Source organism: Cognatishimia sp. WU-CL00825 (assembly GCF_040364665.1).
GTDB lineage: Bacteria > Pseudomonadota > Alphaproteobacteria > Rhodobacterales > Rhodobacteraceae > Cognatishimia.
The window spans coordinates 577,486-597,680 of record NZ_BAABWX010000001.1; the positions used below are offsets into that span (position 1 = coordinate 577,486).

Below are 20,195 nucleotides of genomic sequence, written 5' to 3' on the forward strand. Positions count from 1 at the left end.
CGAGTGGGGGTAAGGCGCAAGGGTCTGAGACTTCAAAGAAGGTTGCGGCCTGTAACAGGATTGGGCGGATTGTCGCCCTTTTGAGCAATTTGGCGGGATATTTGGCTGATGAAGACGGTGATTTTTGATCTGGACGGCACTTTGGCGGACACCAGCGGTGATCTGCTAGAGGCGGCGAATGTGTGTTTTCGTCAGATGGGCCATGGGGATGTTTTAAAGCCTGCAACAGATGCGGGGATCGCTTTGCGGGGTGGTCGGATGATGTTGCAGGCTGGTTTGCAGCGTCTGGAACGATTTGATGCCGCAATTGTAGATGAGTATTACCCCGTATTGTTAGAGGCTTACGGCGAAAACATAGCGCGTCACACCACCTTATATCCCGGTGCAATGCAGGCTGTCGCAACGCTGAGCGGTCTTGGTTATGGCGTTGGTATCTGCACCAATAAGCCAGAGGCGCTTGCCGAACAATTACTGGGGGAATTGGGCGTGCGCGCGGCCTTTGGGGCTTTGGTTGGAGCAGATACGCTGCCAGTGCGCAAACCTATGCCAGATCCGTTGGTCGAGACCGTGCGACGTCTTGGGGGAGATCCTGCCAAAACCGTTTTGGTTGGAGATAGTGATACCGACCGAAATACGGCGCTTGCCGCCGGGGTGCCCTCAATTCTGGTGACCTTTGGTCCAAGTGGTGAGGATATGGCCGCTTTGTCGCCTGAGGCCTTGCTGTCGGACTATGGCGACCTTGCCGCGGTTGTCGTGTCATTGCTAGGGGCACCGACCAAGGTTCTTGAAACCTGAATCTGAGCTTTCACTTTTTCAAAGCCAAGAACACGGCATTGACCCGATGCAAATAGCGTATAAAGCTGCTGCTATGAAACAGAATTTCCTTGGTAATTTCACCCAGCAAGAACCGATTCCTGAAGAAGGCATTCAGGCAGCAATTGATGTGATGCGCAGTGGGCGGTTGCATCGGTACAATGTTGCACAAGGCGAGGCAGGCGAAGTTGCGCTGCTGGAACAGGAATTTGCCGCACTTACTGGGGCAAAATTCTGTTTGGCTGTGGCCTCTGGTGGATATGCAATGGGGGCTGCTTTGCGCGCGCTTGGCGTTGGTCCGGGGGATCACGTTTTGACAAATGCCTTTACTTTGGCACCGGTTCCAGGAGCGATTGCCGCAGTCGGCGCGGTGCCAGTATTTGTGGGAGTGACTGAGGGATTAGTGATTGATTTAAATGACCTAGAGGCGAAAGCTGATCAAGCGGATGTATTGATGCTAAGCCATATGCGCGGGCATCTTTGTGATATGGAAGCGCTGATGGCAATTTGTGACGCTCATAAAATTCGTGTCATCGAAGATTGTGCCCATACCATGGGAGCGCACTGGAAAGGCAAGGCATCGGGGCGATGGGGCGCGATGGCGTGTTACTCGACGCAGACCTATAAGCATGTGAATTCCGGCGAAGGTGGTTTTTTGATTTCCGATGACGAGGTGTTGATGGCAAAGGCCACGATGTTGTCAGGATCTTACATGTTGTTTGACAGGCATTTGGCCGCGCCAGATTCTGCGGTTTTTGCTGAAATTAAGTACGACACCCCAAATGTGTCGGGCCGTATGGATCATTTGCGGGCCGCCATTTTGCGCCCGCAGTTGCGGGTTTTGGACCAGCAAGTTGAAAACTGGAATGCGCGTTATCGTAAAGTGGAAGGCGGCTTAAGGGGCACGCCGGGTTTGACCTTGGTCGCGCGCCCGCAGGAAGAACATTTTGTGGGATCGTCGATACAGTTCTTATTGCTGGATTGGTCTGAAGATAACATTAACAAAGCCGTTGCCGCCTGTGCAGCGCGTGGGGTGGAAATCAAATGGTTTGGCGGCAAAGAGCCTGTGGCATTTACGTCGCGCTATGACAGTTGGCGTTATGCGCCGTCAGAAAAGATGCCAAAGTCTGACCGGGTTTTGTCGTCAATCATGGACATGCGAATTCCATTGACGTTTTCTGTCGAGGATTGCGCTTTGATTGCGCAGATCATCAAAGAAGAGATTGGCGAGATCTTTACCGCTTAAACCTATTTGTCTGGAAACCGACAAAATTTCACTGCGCGGTTGCGAGTGTTCGTGATGATGTTTTTGTCCGCGAGCTTTCTATAATTTAGTTTTTTTCAGCGAGACGTCGCGTCCTTTGGGGCGTTGCAGCTGCTTGCAGGCTTGATCGAAAGCTGTGTCTCCCGTATTAACTGAACAAACGTTCAATAACGGGGTTGCCCATGTTTATGCACACTTTGAATTTCGACCTAGGCGAAGATGTAAATGCACTGCGCGATATGGTGCATCGCTGGGCGCAAGAGCGCGTGAAGCCAATGGCGACCGAAATCGATGCCAAAAATGAATTTCCCGCTGAGCTTTGGAAGGAAATGGGCGAGCTGGGCCTTTTGGGTGTGACTGTCCCTGAAGAATTTGGCGGAGCGGGCATGGGCTATTTGGCGCATACGGTTGTCACGGAAGAACTGGCGCGGGCCTCGGCCTCTGTGTCGCTGTCCTATGGTGCGCATTCCAATCTTTGTGTGAACCAGATCAAGTTGAACGGCAACGCAGAACAAAAGGCAAAATACTTGCCCGGTCTGATTTCCGGCGAACACGTTGGTGCCTTGGCCATGTCCGAGGTCGGGGCCGGCTCTGATGTTGTGTCGATGAAATTGCGTGCAGAGAAACGTAATGATCGCTTTGTCTTGAACGGCAACAAATTCTGGATCACCAACGGCCCGGATGCTGACACGTTGGTTGTCTATGCAAAGACCGATCCAGAAGCGGGATCCAAAGGCATAACTGCGTTCATCGTCGAAAAGGACATGAAGGGTTTTTCGACCTCAAAGCACTTTGATAAGCTCGGCATGCGTGGGTCCAACACCGCTGAGTTGATTTTTGAAGATGTCGAAGTGCCGTTTGAAAACATCCTTGGCGAAGAAGGTAAGGGTGTTCGGGTTTTGATGTCTGGTTTGGATTTTGAGCGCGTTGTCCTGTCTGGCATTGGTACCGGGATCATGGCGGCCTGTCTGGATGAGGTGATGCCGTATCTGGCAGAGCGCAAACAATTTGGCACTGCCATTGGGGATTTTCAGCTGATGCAGGGCAAAATCGCTGACATGTATACCAAGATGAACTCAGCCCGCGCTTATGTGTATGAAGTGGCCAAGGCGTGTGATCGTGGCCAAGTGACCCGCCAAGATGCGGCGGCATGTGTTTTATATGCATCAGAAGAAGCCATGGTTGTGGCGCATCAAGCAGTGCAGTCGATGGGTGGTGCGGGTTTTATGAATGAAACCCCGGTCAGCCGGATTTTCCGTGATGCGAAACTGATGGAAATCGGGGCAGGCACCAGCGAAATTCGCCGGATGCTGATTGGCCGCGAAATGATGAACAAGATGCGTTCTAATTAAACTTGAATTCTGGAGGTAGCGTGATGAAGCTTTCATCCACTGCGATGCCATCGTCTGAGGCCTTTAAGGCCAATGTTGCGGGTCATCTTGAGGCGTTGTCTGTTGTCCGCGAAGTTGCGCAAAATGCCGCTTTGGGTGGCGGCGACCGCGCGCGGCAACGCCATTTAGATCGCGGCAAAATGTTGCCACGCGATCGGGTTGCCAATTTGCTAGATCCCGGTTCGCCGTTTCTAGAGGTTGGCGCGACTGCGGCTCATGGCATGTATGGTGGCGCTGCTCCGGCGGCAGGTGCTGTTGCTGGTATAGGACGCGTGCATGGCCAGGAAGTGATGGTTGTTTGCAACGATGCGACCGTCAAGGGTGGCACCTATTATCCAATGACCGTGAAAAAGCATCTTCGAGCGCAAGAGATCGCCGAAGAATGTAATCTGCCATGTATCTATTTGGTCGACAGCGGTGGGGCGAATTTGCCCAACCAAGACGAAGTATTCCCAGATCGTGATCACTTTGGCCGCATTTTCTATAATCAGGCCCGGATGAGCGCAAAGGGTATCCCACAGATTGCTGTTGTGATGGGGTCGTGTACCGCCGGCGGTGCATATGTGCCGGCGATGTCGGATGTGACCATCATAGTTAAAGAGCAGGGCACCATTTTTCTGGCAGGCCCGCCTTTGGTGAAAGCCGCAACCGGTGAAGTTGTAACATCTGAGGACTTAGGTGGCGGTGACGTTCATACACGCCTTTCTGGCGTTGCCGACTATTTGGCAGAAGATGATGCGCATGCATTGGCTTTGGCGCGACGTGCCGTCAGCCATTTTAATCGCAGTAAACCCGCTACGGTCACTTGGCAGGCTTCGGAAGAACCAGCCTATGACCCAAGTGAAATCTTGGGTGTAGTGCCTACGGACCTGCGCACGCCCTATGATATTCGCGAAGTGATCGCGCGGGTGGTGGATGGCAGCCGGTTTGATGAATTCAAACCGCGCTTTGGCGAGACTTTGGTGACGGGCTTTGCCCATGTCAAAGGCTGCCCTGTTGGCATTATCGGCAACAATGGAGTGTTGTTTTCAGAAGCCGCCCAAAAGGGTGCGCATTTTGTGGAACTCTGTTCGCAACGCAATATCCCCTTGGTGTTCTTGCAAAACATCACCGGATTTATGGTGGGGCGCAAATACGAAAGCGAAGGTATTGCGCGGCATGGGGCCAAGATGGTGACCGCTGTAGCCACAACTAATGTGCCTAAGATCACCATGGTTGTGGGCGGGTCTTTTGGGGCTGGTAACTATGGCATGTCAGGACGGGCCTATCAGCCGCGCTTTATGTGGAGTTGGCCAAGTTCGCGTATTTCGGTGATGGGTGGGCCGCAGGCTGCCGGCGTACTGGCGACGGTGAAACGCGATGCCATTGAACGTCAAGGCGGCAGTTGGTCAGCCGAAGAAGAGGCCGCCTTTAAGCAGCCAACGATTGATATGTTCGAAGAACAAAGCCACCCGCTTTATGCGTCGGCGCGGTTGTGGGATGACGGCATTGTTGACCCGCGCAAGACCCGTGATGTTTTGGCTTTGTCGTTAAGTGCGTCTTTGTGTGCGCCGATCGAGCCTACAAAATTTGGTGTGTTCCGGATGTGACGTGGACGGGGGGCAGCCCCCGCGGTCGAAATGATATTTCGACCTTTCCCCCGGAGTATTTTTTGGAAAAATGAAGATCCTGGTCCAGGAGGCCGCCAATGTTTGACAAGATCCTGATCGCCAATCGTGGTGAAATTGCCTGTCGTGTTATGGAAACCGCCCGTAAATTGGGGGTTAAAACCGTTGCGGTCTATTCAGATGCGGATGCAGCAACCAAACATGTGGCTTGCGCAGATGAGGCCGTTCATATTGGCGGCTCAACGCCTGCGGAAAGCTATCTGAAAGGCGATGTGATCATTCAGGCAGCACAGCAAACCGGGGCGCAGGCCATTCATCCGGGCTATGGGTTTCTGTCGGAAAATCCTGAATTTGTAGACGCTGTTGAAGCGGCTGGGTTGGTATTTATTGGACCCTCTGCGGATGCAATCCGGGCGATGGGTTTAAAAGACGCAGCCAAAGCGCTGATGCATGAGGCCGGAGTTCCAGTTGTGCCCGGCTATCATGGCCCAAATCAGGATGCAGCGTTTCTGCGCCAAAAAGCTGACGAAATCGGCTATCCAGTGTTGATCAAAGCGGTTGCTGGCGGTGGCGGAAAAGGCATGCGTCTGGTGGAGGCCAGTGAGGAGTTTTCTGACGCTTTGGCGAGCGCTCAGAACGAGGCGACCACTGCTTTTGGCAATGCAGATGTGCTGATTGAAAAGTATATTCAACAGCCGCGCCATATTGAAGTTCAAGTGTTTGGCGATGGCAAATCCGCCGTGCATTTGTTTGAGCGCGATTGTTCATTGCAGCGCCGCCATCAAAAGGTGATTGAAGAAGCGCCTGCGCCGGATATGACCGAGGAGATCCGCGCGGTCATGGGGCAGGCAGCTGTCAGAGCGGCGGAGACCATCGGGTATAAGGGGGCAGGCACGGTAGAGTTTATCGTGGATGGCTCGGATGGGCTGCGGCCAGATGGCTTTTGGTTCATGGAAATGAACACGCGGCTGCAGGTAGAGCATCCGGTGACCGAAGCCATCACCGGGGTTGATTTGGTAGAGTGGCAATTGCGTGTCGCGGCAGGGGATTCAATTCCTATTGCACAGGATGCGCTCACGATCACGGGGCATAGTTTTGAGGCGCGGCTATATGCCGAAGATGTGCCCAAAGGGTTTTTGCCAGCCACTGGCCAGCTGTCTCATCTGCAATTCCCAGACGATTGTCGCGCTGATAGCGGCGTGCGCGCCGGCGATGTTATCAGCCCATTTTATGACCCAATGATTGCCAAGGTCATCACCCATGGCGCAACGCGATCGATTGCTTTGTCTAGGCTGAAAAAGGCATTGCAGGGGTGCCAGGTGGCGGGCACTGTCACGAACCTTGGTTTCTTAGGTGCGTTGTGTGCCCACCAGGGTTTTGCGAAAGGCGAGGTCGATACGGGGTTAATTGCGCGTGACCTTGAGGATCTGGTTGCCTTGGCTGAGATTAAACCTGCAACTGTTGCGCTGGCTGCGGCCGCAGCAAGTGGGGTTATGGACAGCGCGCATGATGAAAGCGGGTTTACGCTTTGGGCTCCGTTGGATCATACGGTGCATCTGCGGCAGGATGAAAACGTGCAACAGGTGAAACTGCGGGTACTCTCAAAGACCTTGATCGAGGTCTTGGTCGGTGAAGTTGCCGTGACTTTGGAAAAAGGGCGAGAGGTCTGGCGTGTGGATGGCCAGCCTGCGCCCGGTGTTTTTGTTGGGGGCAGTAGTGTTACTGTTTTTGACAATTATGGCGTTTCTTTTGAAATCGTCGATCTTTTGGATCAAGCAGCATCCGCCGGGGGGGATGGCAATTTGATTGAAGCCCCGATGCCAGGTTTGGTGAAGGCGGTGTTTGCAAAGGCAGGACAAAAGGTGAAAGCGGGCGACAGATTGGCCATTCTGGAGGCGATGAAGATGGAACATGCTTTGTTGGCAGCACGCGACGGTGTGGTTGCCGAGGTGTTGAGCCAGGCCGGAGACCAAGTGGAAGCCGGGGCTGCATTGATCTGCCTAGAAAACGACGAGTCGGCGCAATGATGCATTTGCATCATGTGCCTGGGACACGCTCGAGCCGCATCTTATGGCTGCTGGAAGAGTTGTCTTTGGACTATGAACTGAGCGCCTATCAAATCGGCGACGGGTCGTTGCGTACGGCCGAATTTTTGGACCGCTCCCCTTTGGGGCGGGTGCCCGCGTTGGAAATCAATAGCACAGTGATTTTCGAAAGTTCGGCGATTACCCAGGTGCTGTGTGAACAATATCCAGATGCAGGCTTGGCCCCGTCTGTGGGCGAGGCTGATCGGGCTGCGTATTTGCAATGGCTGAGCTATGCAGAGACTCAGGCCAGCATTGTTGAAGCCTTGAATTTGCAAATGATCTTTCTTAGGCCACCTGCCAAACCTTCGGTCGCAGTTCTAAAGCTGATGGTGGCGCGCCTTAAGGCAACCTTGGGGCCTCTGGAAGCCCTATTTGGGACGCAGGACTGGGTGCTTGCACGTGGTTTTTCTGCGGCGGATACCATGTTGGGGTTCAATCTTTATGCGGTGAAACATTTTGTGGACTTGCAGCCATTTCCAAAATTGCGCGCCTATACAGAACGCTGCAGGGCGCGCCCGGCCTATCAACGTGCTGTGGAAAAAGATGGGGCGCAAAAAATGTATTCGCAGGACTTTTATCCGCTACCGACCGAGGTGTGATATGACTGAATTTGTTGAGATATTTGAGGTAGGCCCACGTGACGGCTTGCAGAATGAAAAAAAACTGATAGCAACAGCCGATAAAATTGACTTGGTCGATTGCCTTAGTGCTGCGGGTTTTAAACGTATTGAAATTGCCAGCTTTGTGTCACCCAAATGGGTGCCGCAAATGGCAGATTCAGCGGATGTTTTGGGTGGTATCCAACGGGCCACAGGCGTGTCTTATGCGGCTTTGACACCTAATATGAAGGGGCTTGAGCGTGCGATTGCAGCCCGGGCTGATGAAGTGGCGATTTTTGCCTCGGCGTCTGAAGGGTTTTCAAAAGCCAATATCAACGCCAGCATTGCCGAAAGCTTAGAGCGGTTTGCGCCGGTTGTTGCGACTGCGAATGAAAATGGTATTGCCGTGCGCGGCTATGTTAGCTGCGTGACAGATTGCCCTTATGATGGTGCAACGGATCCGGTTCAAGTGGCCCGCGTTGCCAAAGCGCTTAAGGATCTTGGTTGTTATGAAATATCACTGGGCGATACTTTGGGGCAGGCGACGCCAGATCGCATTTCGGCCATGCTTGAGGCGGTGATTGAGGAAATTCCCGTCGCACAGTTGGCAGGGCATTATCATGATACAGCGGCGAGAGCTTTGGACAATATCGAGGCGTCGTTACACAAAGGCGTTCGGGTGTTTGATGCAGCTGTCGGCGGATTGGGTGGTTGCCCCTATGCCCCAGGTGCGGCTGGTAATGTGGCCACAGAAGCAGTGCACGCAAGACTTCTGGCTTTGGGCTTTGAGACCGGATTAGATGCGGCGATTTTAGAGAAAGCCGGTCAAATGGCGTTGGCGCTGCGTTAAAAGACGGAAATTTGAGAAATGGAACAGGTTATGTATCAGACCATTCGCATCGAAATAGATGAACGCGGTGTTGCAACGTTGACCTTGGATCGAGCAGAAAAACACAATGCCATGTCTGCTTTGATGATGGCAGAACTGACCAATGCGGCCAAAGCCCTGGGGAAAGACACTTCTGTGCGGGTTGTGGTGCTAACGGGGGCTGGCAAGACCTTTTGTGCGGGTGGGGATCTGGCCTGGATGAAGCAGCAGATGGCGGCTGACCCGAAAACGCGCTTTGTCGAGGCCCGGAAATTGGCTGAAATGCTGAACGCATTGAATGAAATGCCAAAACCGCTGATTGGTCGTTTGCAAGGTAATGCTTTTGGAGGTGGCGTTGGACTGGCCTCGGTCTGTGACGTGGCGATTGGTGTTGACACTTTGAGCATGGGTCTGACGGAAACCCGGTTGGGATTGATCCCGGCAACAATCGGCCCCTATGTTTTGGCCCGGATGGGCGAAGCCATGGCGCGACGCGTGTTTATGTCGGCGCGGATCTTTAAGGCCGACGAAGCGAAATCTCTGGGACTTTTGGCAGAGGTGGTTTGCCCAGCGGATCTGGATCGCGCGGTCGAAGCTGAGATTGCGCCTTACTTAAACTGTGCACCGCAAGCCGTGGCGCGTGCCAAGGCTTTGGCCCGTAGATTTGGGCCGCGGATTGATGATGCGGCAATCGACCACACTATTGCGGAACTGGTGAAGTGCTGGGACGGAGATGAAGCCAAAGAGGGTGTGGCGGCGTTCTTTGATAAGCGAAAACCGGGCTGGATGCTCTGAGGGTCATTCAACAAACTTTTAGCCATATGTTAAGGTGGTTTTGTCAAGCGTTTTGGCGTTTCCTTAGTGTTGTTGGGTGTTTATCGACCAAGGGAATCGTTGAGTCTCAAAAAATCGATATCTGGAGCAAACCGCGCATCCGCTTTTGATGCTTTGCGGATTTTGAAGGCTGTGTTTGAAAAGACTGCGCTGGGTGGTGGTCTGTTTTTTCCGGTCAATCGTCGTATTTCTTAAAGGTTTGCTAACAGCGCCAGCAAAAGCGGTCGAATATAGCCAGATTTGGTTGACCCCACCTTGGGGCAGAGGTAAACCCCAATCTGATCAATAAGCCATCTGACTGCAGAAAATTGTCTGCATGAAAGGAGCCGCCCCGTGGAAGAGATGCTGAGGGAATACCTTCCCATTCTCGTCTTTCTGGCCATCGCCATTGCTCTTGGACTCGTTCTTATCCTAGCTGCTGTTATTGTTGCCGTGCGTAACCCTGACCCTGAGAAGGTGAGTGCGTATGAGTGTGGTTTCAATGCCTTTGACGATGCGCGTATGAAATTTGATGTGCGATTTTATCTTGTCGCGATCTTATTCATCATTTTTGACTTGGAAATCGCGATGCTTTTCCCCTGGGCCGTGGCCTTTAAGGATATCAGCATGGTCGGATTTTGGTCGATGATGGTATTTCTCGCCGTTCTGACCATCGGCTTTGCTTACGAGTGGAAGAAGGGGGCGCTGGAATGGGAGTGATGACAGGTGTAAACACCGCTGGGGCTGACAAAGAAGTCGCCACACAAGCGTTGAACGCAGAGCTGCAAGACAAGGGCTTTCTGCTGACTTCTACTGAAGACATCATCAACTGGGCCCGCACAGGGTCGTTGCACTGGATGACATTCGGATTGGCCTGTTGCGCTGTCGAGATGATCCAGGTTGCGATGCCGCGTTATGACCTTGAACGGTTTGGCACTGCACCGCGTGCCTCTCCACGTCAGTCTGACCTGATGATTGTCGCGGGCACTCTGACCAATAAAATGGCACCCGCGTTGCGCAAGGTTTACGACCAGATGCCAGAACCACGCTATGTGATCTCGATGGGATCCTGCGCTAATGGCGGTGGCTATTATCACTATTCATATTCAGTAGTACGTGGCTGTGATCGGATTGTGCCGGTTGACGTCTATGTGCCTGGTTGCCCGCCAACCGCCGAAGCGCTGCTGTACGGTGTTTTGCAGTTGCAACGTAAAATTCGCCGCACGGGGACACTTGTACGATGAGTGAAGCATTGATGGAATTGGGCGCGCTGATTGAAGCAAAGCGCGCCGATTGTGTGCTGGGTTGGGACGTGACCCATGACGAGCTGAATGTCGATGTTGCGCCGTCGAACCTGGTTGCGTTTGTTGAGTTTCTGAAGACTGAACCGACCTGCAAATTCACTCTGTTGATCGACCAGACCGCTGTAGATTACCCAGAGCGGGTCAAACGTTTTGATGTGGTTTACCACTTGCTGTCGATGCATCAGAACCATCGTATTCGCTTGCGTGTGTCTGTCCGCGAGGACGAAATGCTGCCATCTATCACTTCTGTGCATGCCGGGGCAAACTGGTTTGAGCGTGAAGTGTTTGATATGTTTGGCATTATCTTTACAGGTCACCCGGATTTGCGCCGTTTGTTGACGGACTATGGTTTCCGAGGTCATCCGCTGCGCAAGGATTTCCCGACAACGGGTTATACCGAAGTGCGTTATGACGAAGAGCTTAAGCGTGTGGTTTATGAACCAGTAAGCCTGACGCAGGAATACCGTCAGTTTGACTTTATGTCCCCTTGGGAAGGTGCCAATTACATTTTGCCAGGCGACGAAAAAGAGGGGGCGAAATGATGCCGTTTCTGACTGAGATTGCTTTGTTAGTATCCACTGTTTTGATTGCAGCGATGTTGCTTTCGGCACCGGCACCCAAGAAAGCCCGTGTGGTGGCACGTATGCGCAAGGAGACCAAATAATGGACGGCTCCAAAGGTTTTGAAGACGCCCAATCTGGCGAACAGAAAATTCGTAACTTCAATCTGAACTTCGGTCCGCAGCACCCGGCAGCGCACGGGGTTCTACGTTTGGTTCTTGAACTGGACGGCGAGATTGTCGAACGTTGTGATCCGCATGTTGGTTTGCTGCACCGTGGGACTGAAAAGCTCATGGAAAGCCGGACCTATTTGCAAAACCTGCCGTATTTTGACCGGCTGGACTATGTTGCGCCGATGAACCAAGAGCACGCTTGGTGTTTGGCTATTGAAAAGCTGACTGGCACGGTTGTGCCGCGTCGTGGGTCTTTGATCCGGGTTTTGTTCTGTGAGATCGGCCGTTTGCTGAACCACTTGATGAACGTGACCACTCAGGCGATGGACGTTGGCGCACTGACGCCGCCGCTTTGGGGTTTCGAAGAACGCGAAAAGCTGATGATTTTCTACGAACGGGCCTGTGGCGCGCGTTTGCACGCGGCTTATTTCCGTCCGGGGGGCGTTCATCAGGATATTCCCGACGCGCTGTTGGATGATATCGAAGCATGGACGCTGACATTCCCGCAGGTGTTGGAAGACATTGATGGTCTGTTGACTGAAAACCGCGTCTTCAAGCAACGTAACGTTGATATCGGCGTCGTCGATGAAGAAATGGTCATGCAATATGGTTTTAGTGGCGTTATGGCGCGCTCTGCTGGTCTGGCATGGGATCTGCGTCGTGCGCAGCCGTATGAATGCTATGACGAGTTTGAGTTCCAGGTTCCAGTTGGCAAAAACGGCGACTGTTACGATCGTTATCTGATGCGCATGGAAGAAATGCGTCAGTCGGTGTCGATCGTGCGTCAGGCGATTGTGAAACTGCGTGAAGCCACTGGCGACGTTCTGGCACGTGGCAAGGTCACACCGCCCAAACGTGCCGAGATGAAAACCTCTATGGAAAGCCTGATCCATCACTTCAAGCTTTATACCGAGGGTTTTCACGTGCCTGCAGGTGAAGTTTATGCCGCTGTTGAAGCACCCAAAGGTGAATTTGGTGTGTATCTGGTGGCCGATGGATCTAACAAACCCTATCGCAGCAAAATTCGTGCGCCGGGGTATCCACATTTGCAAGCCATGGACACCTTGGCTAAAGGCCATCAGTTGGCTGACGTCGCCGCGATTATCGGCACAATGGACATCGTTTTTGGGGAGATTGACCGCTAATGTTGCGCCGTCTTTATCATGAGCAACCCGAAAGCTTTGCGTTCACGCCTGCCAATCAGGCTTGGGCTGAAGCGCAAATAACCAAATTCCCAGAAGGTCGTCAGGCCTCGGCTGTGATCCCACTTTTGTGGCGTGCACAGGAACAAGAGGGCTGGGTGACCAAACCGGCGATTGAATATATCGCTGACATGCTGGGTTTGGCCTATATTCGTGTGCTTGAAGTCACATCTTTCTATTTCATGTTCCAAATGCAGCCTGTTGGCTCTGTGGCGCATATTCAGATTTGTGGCACAACGTCCTGCATGATCTGTGGTGCCGAAGATCTGATTGCGGTTTGCAAAGAGAAAATCGCTGCAAACCCACATGAATTATCTGCAGATGGCAAATTCAGCTGGGAAGAAGTGGAATGTCTTGGGGCTTGCACCAACGCGCCCATGGCTCAGATTGGCAAAGATTATTTTGAAGATCTGACCACCGAAGGTTTGGCCAAGATGTTGGACGAGATGGCGGCAGGCAAAGTGCCTGTGGCTGGTCCGCAGAATGGCCGCTATGCCGCAGAGCCTTTGTCAGGTTTGACGTCGCTGACCGAATATGACTCTGGTAAAACTCAGTATAATGCGTCGGTACAATTGGCGACAGATATTGGCGACAGCATCAAACGCATTGACGGAACCGAAGTGCCACTTAATACGTCATGGATTGGCAAAGATGGCGTCGTGGCCGGTCGCGCTGCGGCAGAGCCAACTCCGACGGCGCCTGCGCCTGCAATGCCCGCAGTTCGACAAGCCGAAGACGCCAAGAAAGCCGCCAAACCAGCTGCAAAGAAAGCCGCGCCCACAAAGCCTGCGCCGAAGAAATCAGATGACACCGCTGAAGTTTCTGAATCTGCCCCTGAGACCCTAGGCGCTGCGCGTGCGGGTGGTGCGGACGATCTTAAGCAACTGAAAGGTGTTGGGCCAAAGCTTGAAGCAACGCTTAACGAGTTGGGTTTCTATCACTTTGATCAGGTCGCTGCTTGGGGCGCTGAAGAAGTGGCATGGGTTGACAGCCGCCTGTCGTTCAAAGGCCGCATCGAACGCGATGGGTGGATTGACCAAGCCAAAAAGCTTGCGGCTGGTGAAGAGACAGAGTTCGCGAAACGCGTCAAAAAAGGCGACGTTTACGAGGACTAGAAAATGACGGAGGGGCAAACAGAGCAGCAATTGGCAAAACGAGGCCGCACAGTCAGCCTTGTAATTGCAGGAACGCTTGTGTTTTGGATGCTCATCCAGGTGGTTGGACGGCAGATCGGATTGCCGGGGCGGTTTGCCTTGTTGTTCGACTTTGCTGCCATTGCGGCGCTGATTTGGGCGCTGGTGAATGTTTATCAGATCTGGCGCGCGCGTCAGAAAACGGAAGGGTAGAACGGGATGCTCAAAGATCAAGACCGTATCTTTACCAATCTCTACGGTATGCACGAGCGTACCCTTAAAGGGGCGCAGCAGCGTGGCCATTGGGATGGCACCGCAGGCATAATCGAAAAAGGCCGCGGCTGGATCATCGACACGATGAAAGCATCTGGTCTGCGTGGCCGTGGTGGCGCGGGTTTCCCGACAGGCCTGAAATGGTCATTTATGCCCAAAGAAAGCGATGGCCGCCCGTCTTATCTGGTGATCAACGCGGATGAATCAGAGCCGGGCACCTGTAAAGATCGCGAAATCATGCGCCATGATCCGCATACTTTGATTGAAGGGGCGCTGATTGCCTCTTTCGCGATGAATGCACACACCTGCTATATCTACTTGCGCGGCGAATATATTCGCGAACGCGAAGCGCTGCAGGCCGCCATTGATGAATGCTATGACAAGGGCATGCTAGGCAAAAACGCAGCTGGCTCCGGTTGGGACTTTGATGTCTTTCTGCACCATGGTGCAGGCGCTTATATTTGTGGTGAAGAAACCGCATTGCTGGAAAGCCTTGAAGGCAAAAAAGGCATGCCACGCATGAAGCCGCCGTTTCCGGCGGGCGCGGGTCTGTATGGGTGCCCAACTACTGTGAACAACGTTGAGTCCATTGCGGTTGTACCAACAATCCTGCGTCGTGGTGCTGAATGGTTTGCAGGTTTTGGCCGTGCCAACAACGCGGGCACAAAACTGTTTGCGATTTCTGGCCACGTCAACAACCCCTGTGTTGTCGAAGAAGCGATGTCTATTCCGTTTGAACAGCTGATTGAAAAGCACTGCGGTGGCATTCGCGGTGGCTGGGACAATTTGCAGGCTGTTATTCCGGGTGGTTCCTCTGTTCCCTGTGTGCGCGGTGAAAACATGCGCGACGCGATTATGGATTTTGATTATCTGCGCGGCGAATTGGGGTCAGGCCTTGGGACGGCGGCGGTGATTGTGATCGACAAGCAGACTGACATTATCAAGGCAATCTGGCGCTTGGCGAAATTCTATAAGCACGAAAGCTGTGGCCAATGCACGCCATGTCGTGAAGGCACCGGTTGGATGATGCGTGTGATGGAGCGTTTGGTCAAAGGCGAAGCGGATCCAGAAGAAATTGACATGTTGTGGGATGTGACCAAACAGGTCGAAGGCCACACAATTTGCGCATTGGGAGACGCGGCAGCTTGGCCAATTCAGGGCTTGATCCGCAATTTCCGTGAAGAAATCGAAGACCGTATCAAAGCGCAAAAAACGGGCCGTATGGGCGCGATGGCTGCAGAGTAAATTAGAGATGACAATGTTTAATACAAAATTTTTAAAAAAGTCCGCAGTTTCAGCGGTATTGGCGCTTTCTTTCGCCACGGGCCCAGTTTCGGCTGCGCCATCTAAGGGTGAGTTTCTTACTAAAGAGATTCGTGACGAAGTTCTTGCCCTGGATATTGCTTATATAATTGCAAAAAAATGTAGGAAAATCGTGTTCAGCGACCACCAAAAGCAGAAATTTTTTGAAGGCGTTTACGAGAAGTTCGTGGATGAAAGTCGTAGACGACGCGCCGTTCTGGATGCAATTGACGCGATTGACAAAAAAGAACATGAAAAGAAGATTGTTGGTTTTTTTGAAAAAGCTGGGGTTGATCCTCAAGTCAGAAATTCTTTCTGCACTCCTGGATTTTCTGAGATTCAAAAGAGCTCATTGATCGGTAAATATCTACGAGGTCGAAAGTAATGCAAACACCGCAGTCATCTTCATTGTCTTTGAACGTTCAGCCTTGGCGCTGTGGCGTAGCGATACTTTTTATCGCGAGCTTGTCGATGTCTGCGTGTGGCCGTTTCCAGAAAGACACTGGCCTGCGTTTTGACGAACAGCGTTTCCGTATCAAGGCTGCAAAGGTCAGCAAGGATGACCGCAGTGTTTTCACGGTTGCAGTTAGCCCAGCGTCAGCGACGCTTGATGGCGCGCGGGCGGCGGCGGCTTACGGTGGAACGCAATATTGCATCAAACAGTATGGCACTTCGCTTATTTCTTGGTCGCATGGCCCCGAGGACGAGCCGCAATTTGATGGTGACAAGCTCGTTGTTCAGGGGCAGTGCAAACCGTGAACCAAGTCGCTGCACATATGGGTCCTAAAAAAGCCGGTTCTCGGCAATTTCATGCTGAATTGGGCATGAAACAGACCTGTTATTGCATAACACCCAGTCGATCTCTTGATCTGGGCCAGAAAGGGCGCGGTTTCGCAGCCCTGTTTGGCGTTGAAGGAGAGATACGGTGCGTATGATGGTTTTAGCGATGGTGATGGCGGCAGGCACAGCAAATGCCAAGCAACCCTTGGAAAACGTTAAAAGCGTAACGGATGGGTTGCTATGGGTGGGGATTGCGGATGAAATTCGCAATATTTGCCCGACAATTTCTGCGCGAATGATCCGCGCATTGCGCTATGTCAATGCGATCCATTCAGAAGCAAAGTCTTTGGGCTATAGCAAAGACGAAATAGATGCTTTCCGAAAGAGCGATGTGAACAAAGCAGAGCTCCGCCGTCGTGGGGAAGCTTATCTGAAAGCCAATGGGGTCAATTTCGATGACCCGGAAACATACTGTGCGCTTGGGCGTACGGAAATCAAGAAATCCAGCCAGATCGGCGCGCTGTTAAGGGCCAAATAACTATGTCTGACCTACGCAAGATCATTATTGATGACCATGAAGTTGAAGTGGATGGCGCCCTGACGCTGATCCAGGCCTGCGAGCAAGCCGGGGTAGAAGTGCCGCGGTTCTGTTACCATGAAAGACTGTCCATTGCTGGCAACTGCCGCATGTGCCTGGTCGAAGTGGTTGGCGGGCCACCAAAGCCCGCCGCGTCTTGCGCGATGCAGGTAAAGGATCTGCGTCCAGGTCCTGAAGGCCAAGCGCCTGTTGTGAAAACCAACTCGCCGATGGTCAAAAAGGCCCGCGAAGGCGTGATGGAGTTCCTGCTGATCAACCACCCGCTGGATTGCCCAATTTGCGACCAAGGTGGGGAATGTGACTTGCAGGACCAAGCGGTGGCTTATGGTCTTTCTGGCTCGCGTTTCAAAGAATCAAAGCGCGCGGTTGAAGATTTGGATCTCGGGCCGTTGGTTGCAACAACCATGACCCGCTGTATTTCTTGCACGCGCTGCGTTCGGTTTACTACTGAGGTCGCTGGTATCACCCAGATGGGCCAAACCGGTCGTGGTGAAGATTCAGAAATCACAAGTTATTTGAACGAAACACTGGATAGCAACCTGCAGGGCAATATCATTGACCTTTGCCCAGTTGGGGCGCTGACATCCAAGCCCTATGCCTTTACCGCACGTCCTTGGGAATTGGCCAAAACCGAAACCATCGACGTGATGGACGCCTTGGGTTCCAACATTCGCGTGGATACCAAAGGTCGTGAAGTGATGCGGATTTTGCCGCGCAATCATGATGGCGTGAATGAAGAGTGGATTTCCGATAAAACCCGTTTTGTTTGGGATGGCTTACGTCGTCAGCGCCTTGATCGTCCTTATGTGCGTGAAAACGGCAAGCTGCGCGCCGCCACCTGGGGCGAAGCCTTGGGCAAAGCTGCGGCTGCGATGAAGGGCAAGAAAGTTGCCGGACTCGTGGGTGAATTGGCCTCGACCGAAGCGGCCTATGCGCTGAAATCTTTGGTTAGCGTTTTGGGCGGCACTGTTGAATGCCGGACAGACAACGCGCGTCTGCCGATTGGCAACCGTTCGGGCTATGTTGGCAATGCCAGCATTGAAGATATCGACACTGCCGAGTTCATCCTGCTGATCGGCACTAACCCACGCACAGAAGCGCCGGTGTTAAACGCGCGTCTGCGCAAAGCCTGGTTGAACGGTGCAAAGGTTGCCAATATTGGCGCGCCAAATGATCTAACATTTGACGTGTTTGAAATGGGCACCGGCCGTGAGGCTTTGGCGGGTCTTGAAAAACACGAATTCAAAGAAATTTTGGAAAAACCATCGGTGATCATCGTTGGGGCAGGTGCCTTGACCGAAGCAGATGGCTTGGCGGTTCTCGGCCACGCGATGAACGCGTCGCAGCGCACCAACGGCAAGATGATGGTGTTGCATACCGCCGCCAGCCGTGTGGGTGCCATGGATGTGGGCGCGGTCACCGAAGGTGGCGTTCCTGCTGCGATTGAAGGGGCCGAAGTTGTTTACAACATGGGCGCTGACGAAGTTGACATCGATGCGGGTGCCTTTGTGATCTACCAAGGCTCGCATGGTGACCGTGGGGCGCATCGCGCGGATGTGATTTTGCCTGCTGCGGCCTATACCGAAGAAAACGGTCTATTCGTGAACACGGAAGGCCGTCCACAATTGGCAATGCGGGCGAATTTTGCCCCTGGCGAAGCCAAAGAAAACTGGGCGATCCTGCGTGCGCTTTCGGCAGAGTTGGGTGAAGCACTGCCGTTTGACAGCTTGGCGCAATTGCGCACGGCGATGATCGCAGAGGTGCCGCATTTGGCCAAGGTCGATCAAGTTGTAGAAAACGAATGGAAGCCTTTGGCGGTTGATAAACTGGGCAAAGCAGATTTCCGCAGCGGTGTTGCTGATTTCTATCTGACCAACCCAATCGCCCGCGCAAGCCAGTTGATGGCAGAGCTTTCAGCTCAAGCCAAAGCGCGCGGTGAAACAAAGATTGCGGCGGAGTAAGAACGGATGAAGCTCTTTTTGCACCGTGTTCTGACAGTATTGGCGGCTTCGGCCGGCCTGTCAGCCTGTGCAGTGCAAGAGGACAAAACCGTATCACGCGACGTGGTGGCATTTGATCCATCTTATGACGGTGTGGAAACGCGCTTGTTGGATGGCGATTTGGTCAATTTCCACGTTGAAATGCGCGACGCAAGAGATGAAGCAGATGTTGTGGCCTATAGCGAATGTGCAGCTGCACAATACACGCTGATCCGCGGTTATGGATTTGCGCGACATCTGAGAACAACAGTTGAATTTCAGGGTGGAATTTGGCGGGGGGATGCTGTTTACACCATCTCGTCGGCACTGCCCCGTGGTTTGAAAACCATTGACGCAGAAGTCGCGGTTTCAAGCTGCGCTGAGAACAGAATACCCACGGTGTGAGGACATATGGCTGATTTCTTTACCACTCCCCTAGGTTTAGGCGTTTTGATCGTCGCCCAGGTTTTGGCCGTCTTAGGCTTTGTAATGGTTTCGCTACTGTTCCTTGTATACGGGGACCGGAAAATTTGGGCAGCAGTTCAGATGCGCCGTGGCCCCAACGTTGTTGGCGCTTGGGGGTTGCTGCAAACCGTTGCTGACGCGCTAAAATACGTTGTGAAAGAGGTGGTCGTACCCGCAGGGGCCGACAAGACCGTTTTCATGCTGGCCCCTTTGACTTCCTTTGTATTGGCCATGATCGCCTGGGCGGTTATTCCGTTTAATGATGGTTGGGTGTTGTCTGACATCAACGTTGCTATTCTATATGTTTTTGCGGTGTCTTCTTTGGAAGTTTATGGCGTGATCATGGGGGGCTGGGCGTCCAACTCTAAGTATCCATTCTTGGGATCGTTGCGCTCTGCTGCTCAGATGATTTCTTACGAAGTCTCGATTGGCCTGATCATCATCGGCATTGTGCTGTCGACTGGTTCCATGAACTTTGGCGACATTGTGCGCGCGCAAGATGGCGCATACGGGTTCTTTAGCTGGTATTGGTTGCCGCACTTCCCAATGGTGTTCCTGTTCTTTATTTCTGCGCTTGCTGAAACCAACCGGCCGCCATTTGATTTGCCCGAAGCAGAATCCGAATTGGTGGCTGGCTATCAAGTTGAGTATTCCTCGACACCCTTCCTGTTGTTTATGGCGGGCGAGTATATCGCAATCTTCCTGATGTGCGCCCTGACGTCACTGCTGTTCTTTGGTGGTTGGTTGTCCCCAATTCCTGGCCTGCCGGATGGCGCGCTGTGGATGGTTGGTAAAATGGCATTCTTCTTCTTTATCTTCGCCATGGTAAAAGCCATCACGCCGCGTTACCGCTATGACCAACTGATGCGTATAGGTTGGAAAGTCTTCTTGCCGATGTCTTTGGTTTGGGTGGTTCTGGTAGCATTCTTTGCAAAATTCGAAGCTTTCGGCGGCGCATATGCTCGCTGGGCGATTGGAGGCTGA

Annotated in this window: 22 protein-coding genes; all 22 read left to right on the forward strand. The window is 52.8% G+C overall.

The features are described 5' to 3' along the window. The first annotated feature begins 108 nt into the window (after positions 1–108). The 22 genes from ABXG94_RS02795 to nuoH all read left to right on the forward strand — a co-directional run bounded on the left by ABXG94_RS02795 (position 109) and on the right by nuoH (position 20,195). A complete protein-coding gene (locus ABXG94_RS02795) occupies positions 109–795 on the forward strand; it encodes an HAD family hydrolase (RefSeq protein ID WP_353532169.1) in 687 nt (228 codons plus the stop codon). A 73-nt stretch (positions 796–868) separates the two neighbouring features. Beyond that, a complete protein-coding gene (locus tag ABXG94_RS02800; RefSeq protein WP_353532170.1) occupies positions 869–2,059 on the forward strand; it encodes a DegT/DnrJ/EryC1/StrS family aminotransferase in 1,191 nt (396 codons plus the stop codon). A gap of 200 nt (positions 2,060–2,259) precedes the next feature. After that, positions 2,260–3,429 (forward strand): isovaleryl-CoA dehydrogenase, encoded by a 1,170-nt coding sequence (locus ABXG94_RS02805; RefSeq protein ID WP_353532171.1) that lies wholly within the window; start codon positions 2,260–2,262, stop codon positions 3,427–3,429. Positions 3,430–3,452: 23 nt separating this feature from the next. Further along, positions 3,453–5,057 (forward strand): carboxyl transferase domain-containing protein, encoded by a 1,605-nt coding sequence (locus tag ABXG94_RS02810; protein ID WP_353532172.1) that lies wholly within the window; start codon positions 3,453–3,455, stop codon positions 5,055–5,057. Between the two features lie 98 nt (positions 5,058–5,155). After that, complete coding sequence (locus ABXG94_RS02815; protein ID WP_353532173.1) at positions 5,156–7,102, forward strand: acetyl/propionyl/methylcrotonyl-CoA carboxylase subunit alpha; 1,947 nt, start codon at positions 5,156–5,158, stop codon at positions 7,100–7,102. Next, a complete protein-coding gene (locus ABXG94_RS02820) occupies positions 7,099–7,761 on the forward strand; it encodes a glutathione S-transferase family protein (RefSeq protein WP_353532175.1) in 663 nt (220 codons plus the stop codon). The genes ABXG94_RS02815 and ABXG94_RS02820 overlap by 4 nt, the downstream gene beginning before the upstream one ends. A gap of 1 nt (position 7,762) precedes the next feature. Then, on the forward strand, positions 7,763–8,611 hold the full coding sequence (locus tag ABXG94_RS02825) for a hydroxymethylglutaryl-CoA lyase (RefSeq protein WP_353532176.1): 849 nt from the start codon (positions 7,763–7,765) through the stop codon (positions 8,609–8,611). Between the two features lie 30 nt (positions 8,612–8,641). After that, on the forward strand, positions 8,642–9,424 hold the full coding sequence (locus tag ABXG94_RS02830) for a crotonase/enoyl-CoA hydratase family protein (RefSeq protein ID WP_353533985.1): 783 nt from the start codon (positions 8,642–8,644) through the stop codon (positions 9,422–9,424). A 372-nt stretch (positions 9,425–9,796) separates the two neighbouring features. Then, entirely contained in the window at positions 9,797–10,162 is a 366-nt protein-coding gene (locus ABXG94_RS02835) for an NADH-quinone oxidoreductase subunit A (RefSeq protein ID WP_353532177.1), read from the forward strand. Continuing rightward, positions 10,153–10,686, forward strand: coding sequence for a NuoB/complex I 20 kDa subunit family protein (locus ABXG94_RS02840; RefSeq protein ID WP_353532178.1), 534 nt, complete (start codon positions 10,153–10,155; stop codon positions 10,684–10,686). Before ABXG94_RS02835 ends, ABXG94_RS02840 begins: the two co-directional genes overlap by 10 nt. Then, positions 10,683–11,288 carry an NADH-quinone oxidoreductase subunit C gene (locus ABXG94_RS02845; RefSeq protein ID WP_353532179.1) on the forward strand — a complete coding sequence of 202 codons (606 nt, stop codon included), beginning with the start codon at positions 10,683–10,685 and terminating at the stop codon, positions 11,286–11,288. Before ABXG94_RS02840 ends, ABXG94_RS02845 begins: the two co-directional genes overlap by 4 nt. Beyond that, a complete protein-coding gene (locus tag ABXG94_RS02850; RefSeq protein ID WP_353532181.1) occupies positions 11,288–11,410 on the forward strand; it encodes a hypothetical protein in 123 nt (40 codons plus the stop codon). Before ABXG94_RS02845 ends, ABXG94_RS02850 begins: the two co-directional genes overlap by 1 nt. Continuing rightward, complete coding sequence (locus ABXG94_RS02855; RefSeq protein ID WP_353532182.1) at positions 11,410–12,624, forward strand: NADH-quinone oxidoreductase subunit D; 1,215 nt, start codon at positions 11,410–11,412, stop codon at positions 12,622–12,624. The genes ABXG94_RS02850 and ABXG94_RS02855 overlap by 1 nt, the downstream gene beginning before the upstream one ends. Next, entirely contained in the window at positions 12,624–13,796 is a 1,173-nt protein-coding gene (locus ABXG94_RS02860; protein WP_353532184.1) for an NADH-quinone oxidoreductase subunit E, read from the forward strand. Before ABXG94_RS02855 ends, ABXG94_RS02860 begins: the two co-directional genes overlap by 1 nt. 3 nt (positions 13,797–13,799) lie before the next feature. After that, entirely contained in the window at positions 13,800–14,027 is a 228-nt protein-coding gene (locus ABXG94_RS02865; RefSeq protein ID WP_353532186.1) for a DUF5337 domain-containing protein, read from the forward strand. 6 nt (positions 14,028–14,033) lie between these two features. Beyond that, a complete protein-coding gene (nuoF, locus tag ABXG94_RS02870; protein ID WP_353532187.1) occupies positions 14,034–15,332 on the forward strand; it encodes an NADH-quinone oxidoreductase subunit NuoF in 1,299 nt (432 codons plus the stop codon). Positions 15,333–15,345: 13 nt separating this feature from the next. Continuing rightward, the gene (locus ABXG94_RS02875; protein WP_353532188.1) at positions 15,346–15,774 is read left to right on the forward strand and encodes a DUF5333 family protein; all 429 of its coding nucleotides are present in this window, start codon (positions 15,346–15,348) and stop codon (positions 15,772–15,774) included. After that, positions 15,774–16,148, forward strand: coding sequence for a hypothetical protein (locus tag ABXG94_RS02880; RefSeq protein WP_353532190.1), 375 nt, complete (start codon positions 15,774–15,776; stop codon positions 16,146–16,148). Before ABXG94_RS02875 ends, ABXG94_RS02880 begins: the two co-directional genes overlap by 1 nt. 172 nt (positions 16,149–16,320) lie before the next feature. Beyond that, complete coding sequence (locus ABXG94_RS02885) at positions 16,321–16,707, forward strand: DUF5333 domain-containing protein (protein WP_353533987.1); 387 nt, start codon at positions 16,321–16,323, stop codon at positions 16,705–16,707. A gap of 2 nt (positions 16,708–16,709) precedes the next feature. Next, positions 16,710–18,728 carry an NADH-quinone oxidoreductase subunit NuoG gene (nuoG, locus tag ABXG94_RS02890; protein WP_353532192.1) on the forward strand — a complete coding sequence of 673 codons (2,019 nt, stop codon included), beginning with the start codon at positions 16,710–16,712 and terminating at the stop codon, positions 18,726–18,728. A 6-nt stretch (positions 18,729–18,734) separates the two neighbouring features. Further along, on the forward strand, positions 18,735–19,151 hold the full coding sequence (locus tag ABXG94_RS02895) for a YNQ4 family lipoprotein (protein WP_353532194.1): 417 nt from the start codon (positions 18,735–18,737) through the stop codon (positions 19,149–19,151). A gap of 6 nt (positions 19,152–19,157) precedes the next feature. Then, positions 19,158–20,195 (forward strand): NADH-quinone oxidoreductase subunit NuoH, encoded by a 1,038-nt coding sequence (gene nuoH / locus ABXG94_RS02900; RefSeq protein ID WP_353532195.1) that lies wholly within the window; start codon positions 19,158–19,160, stop codon positions 20,193–20,195.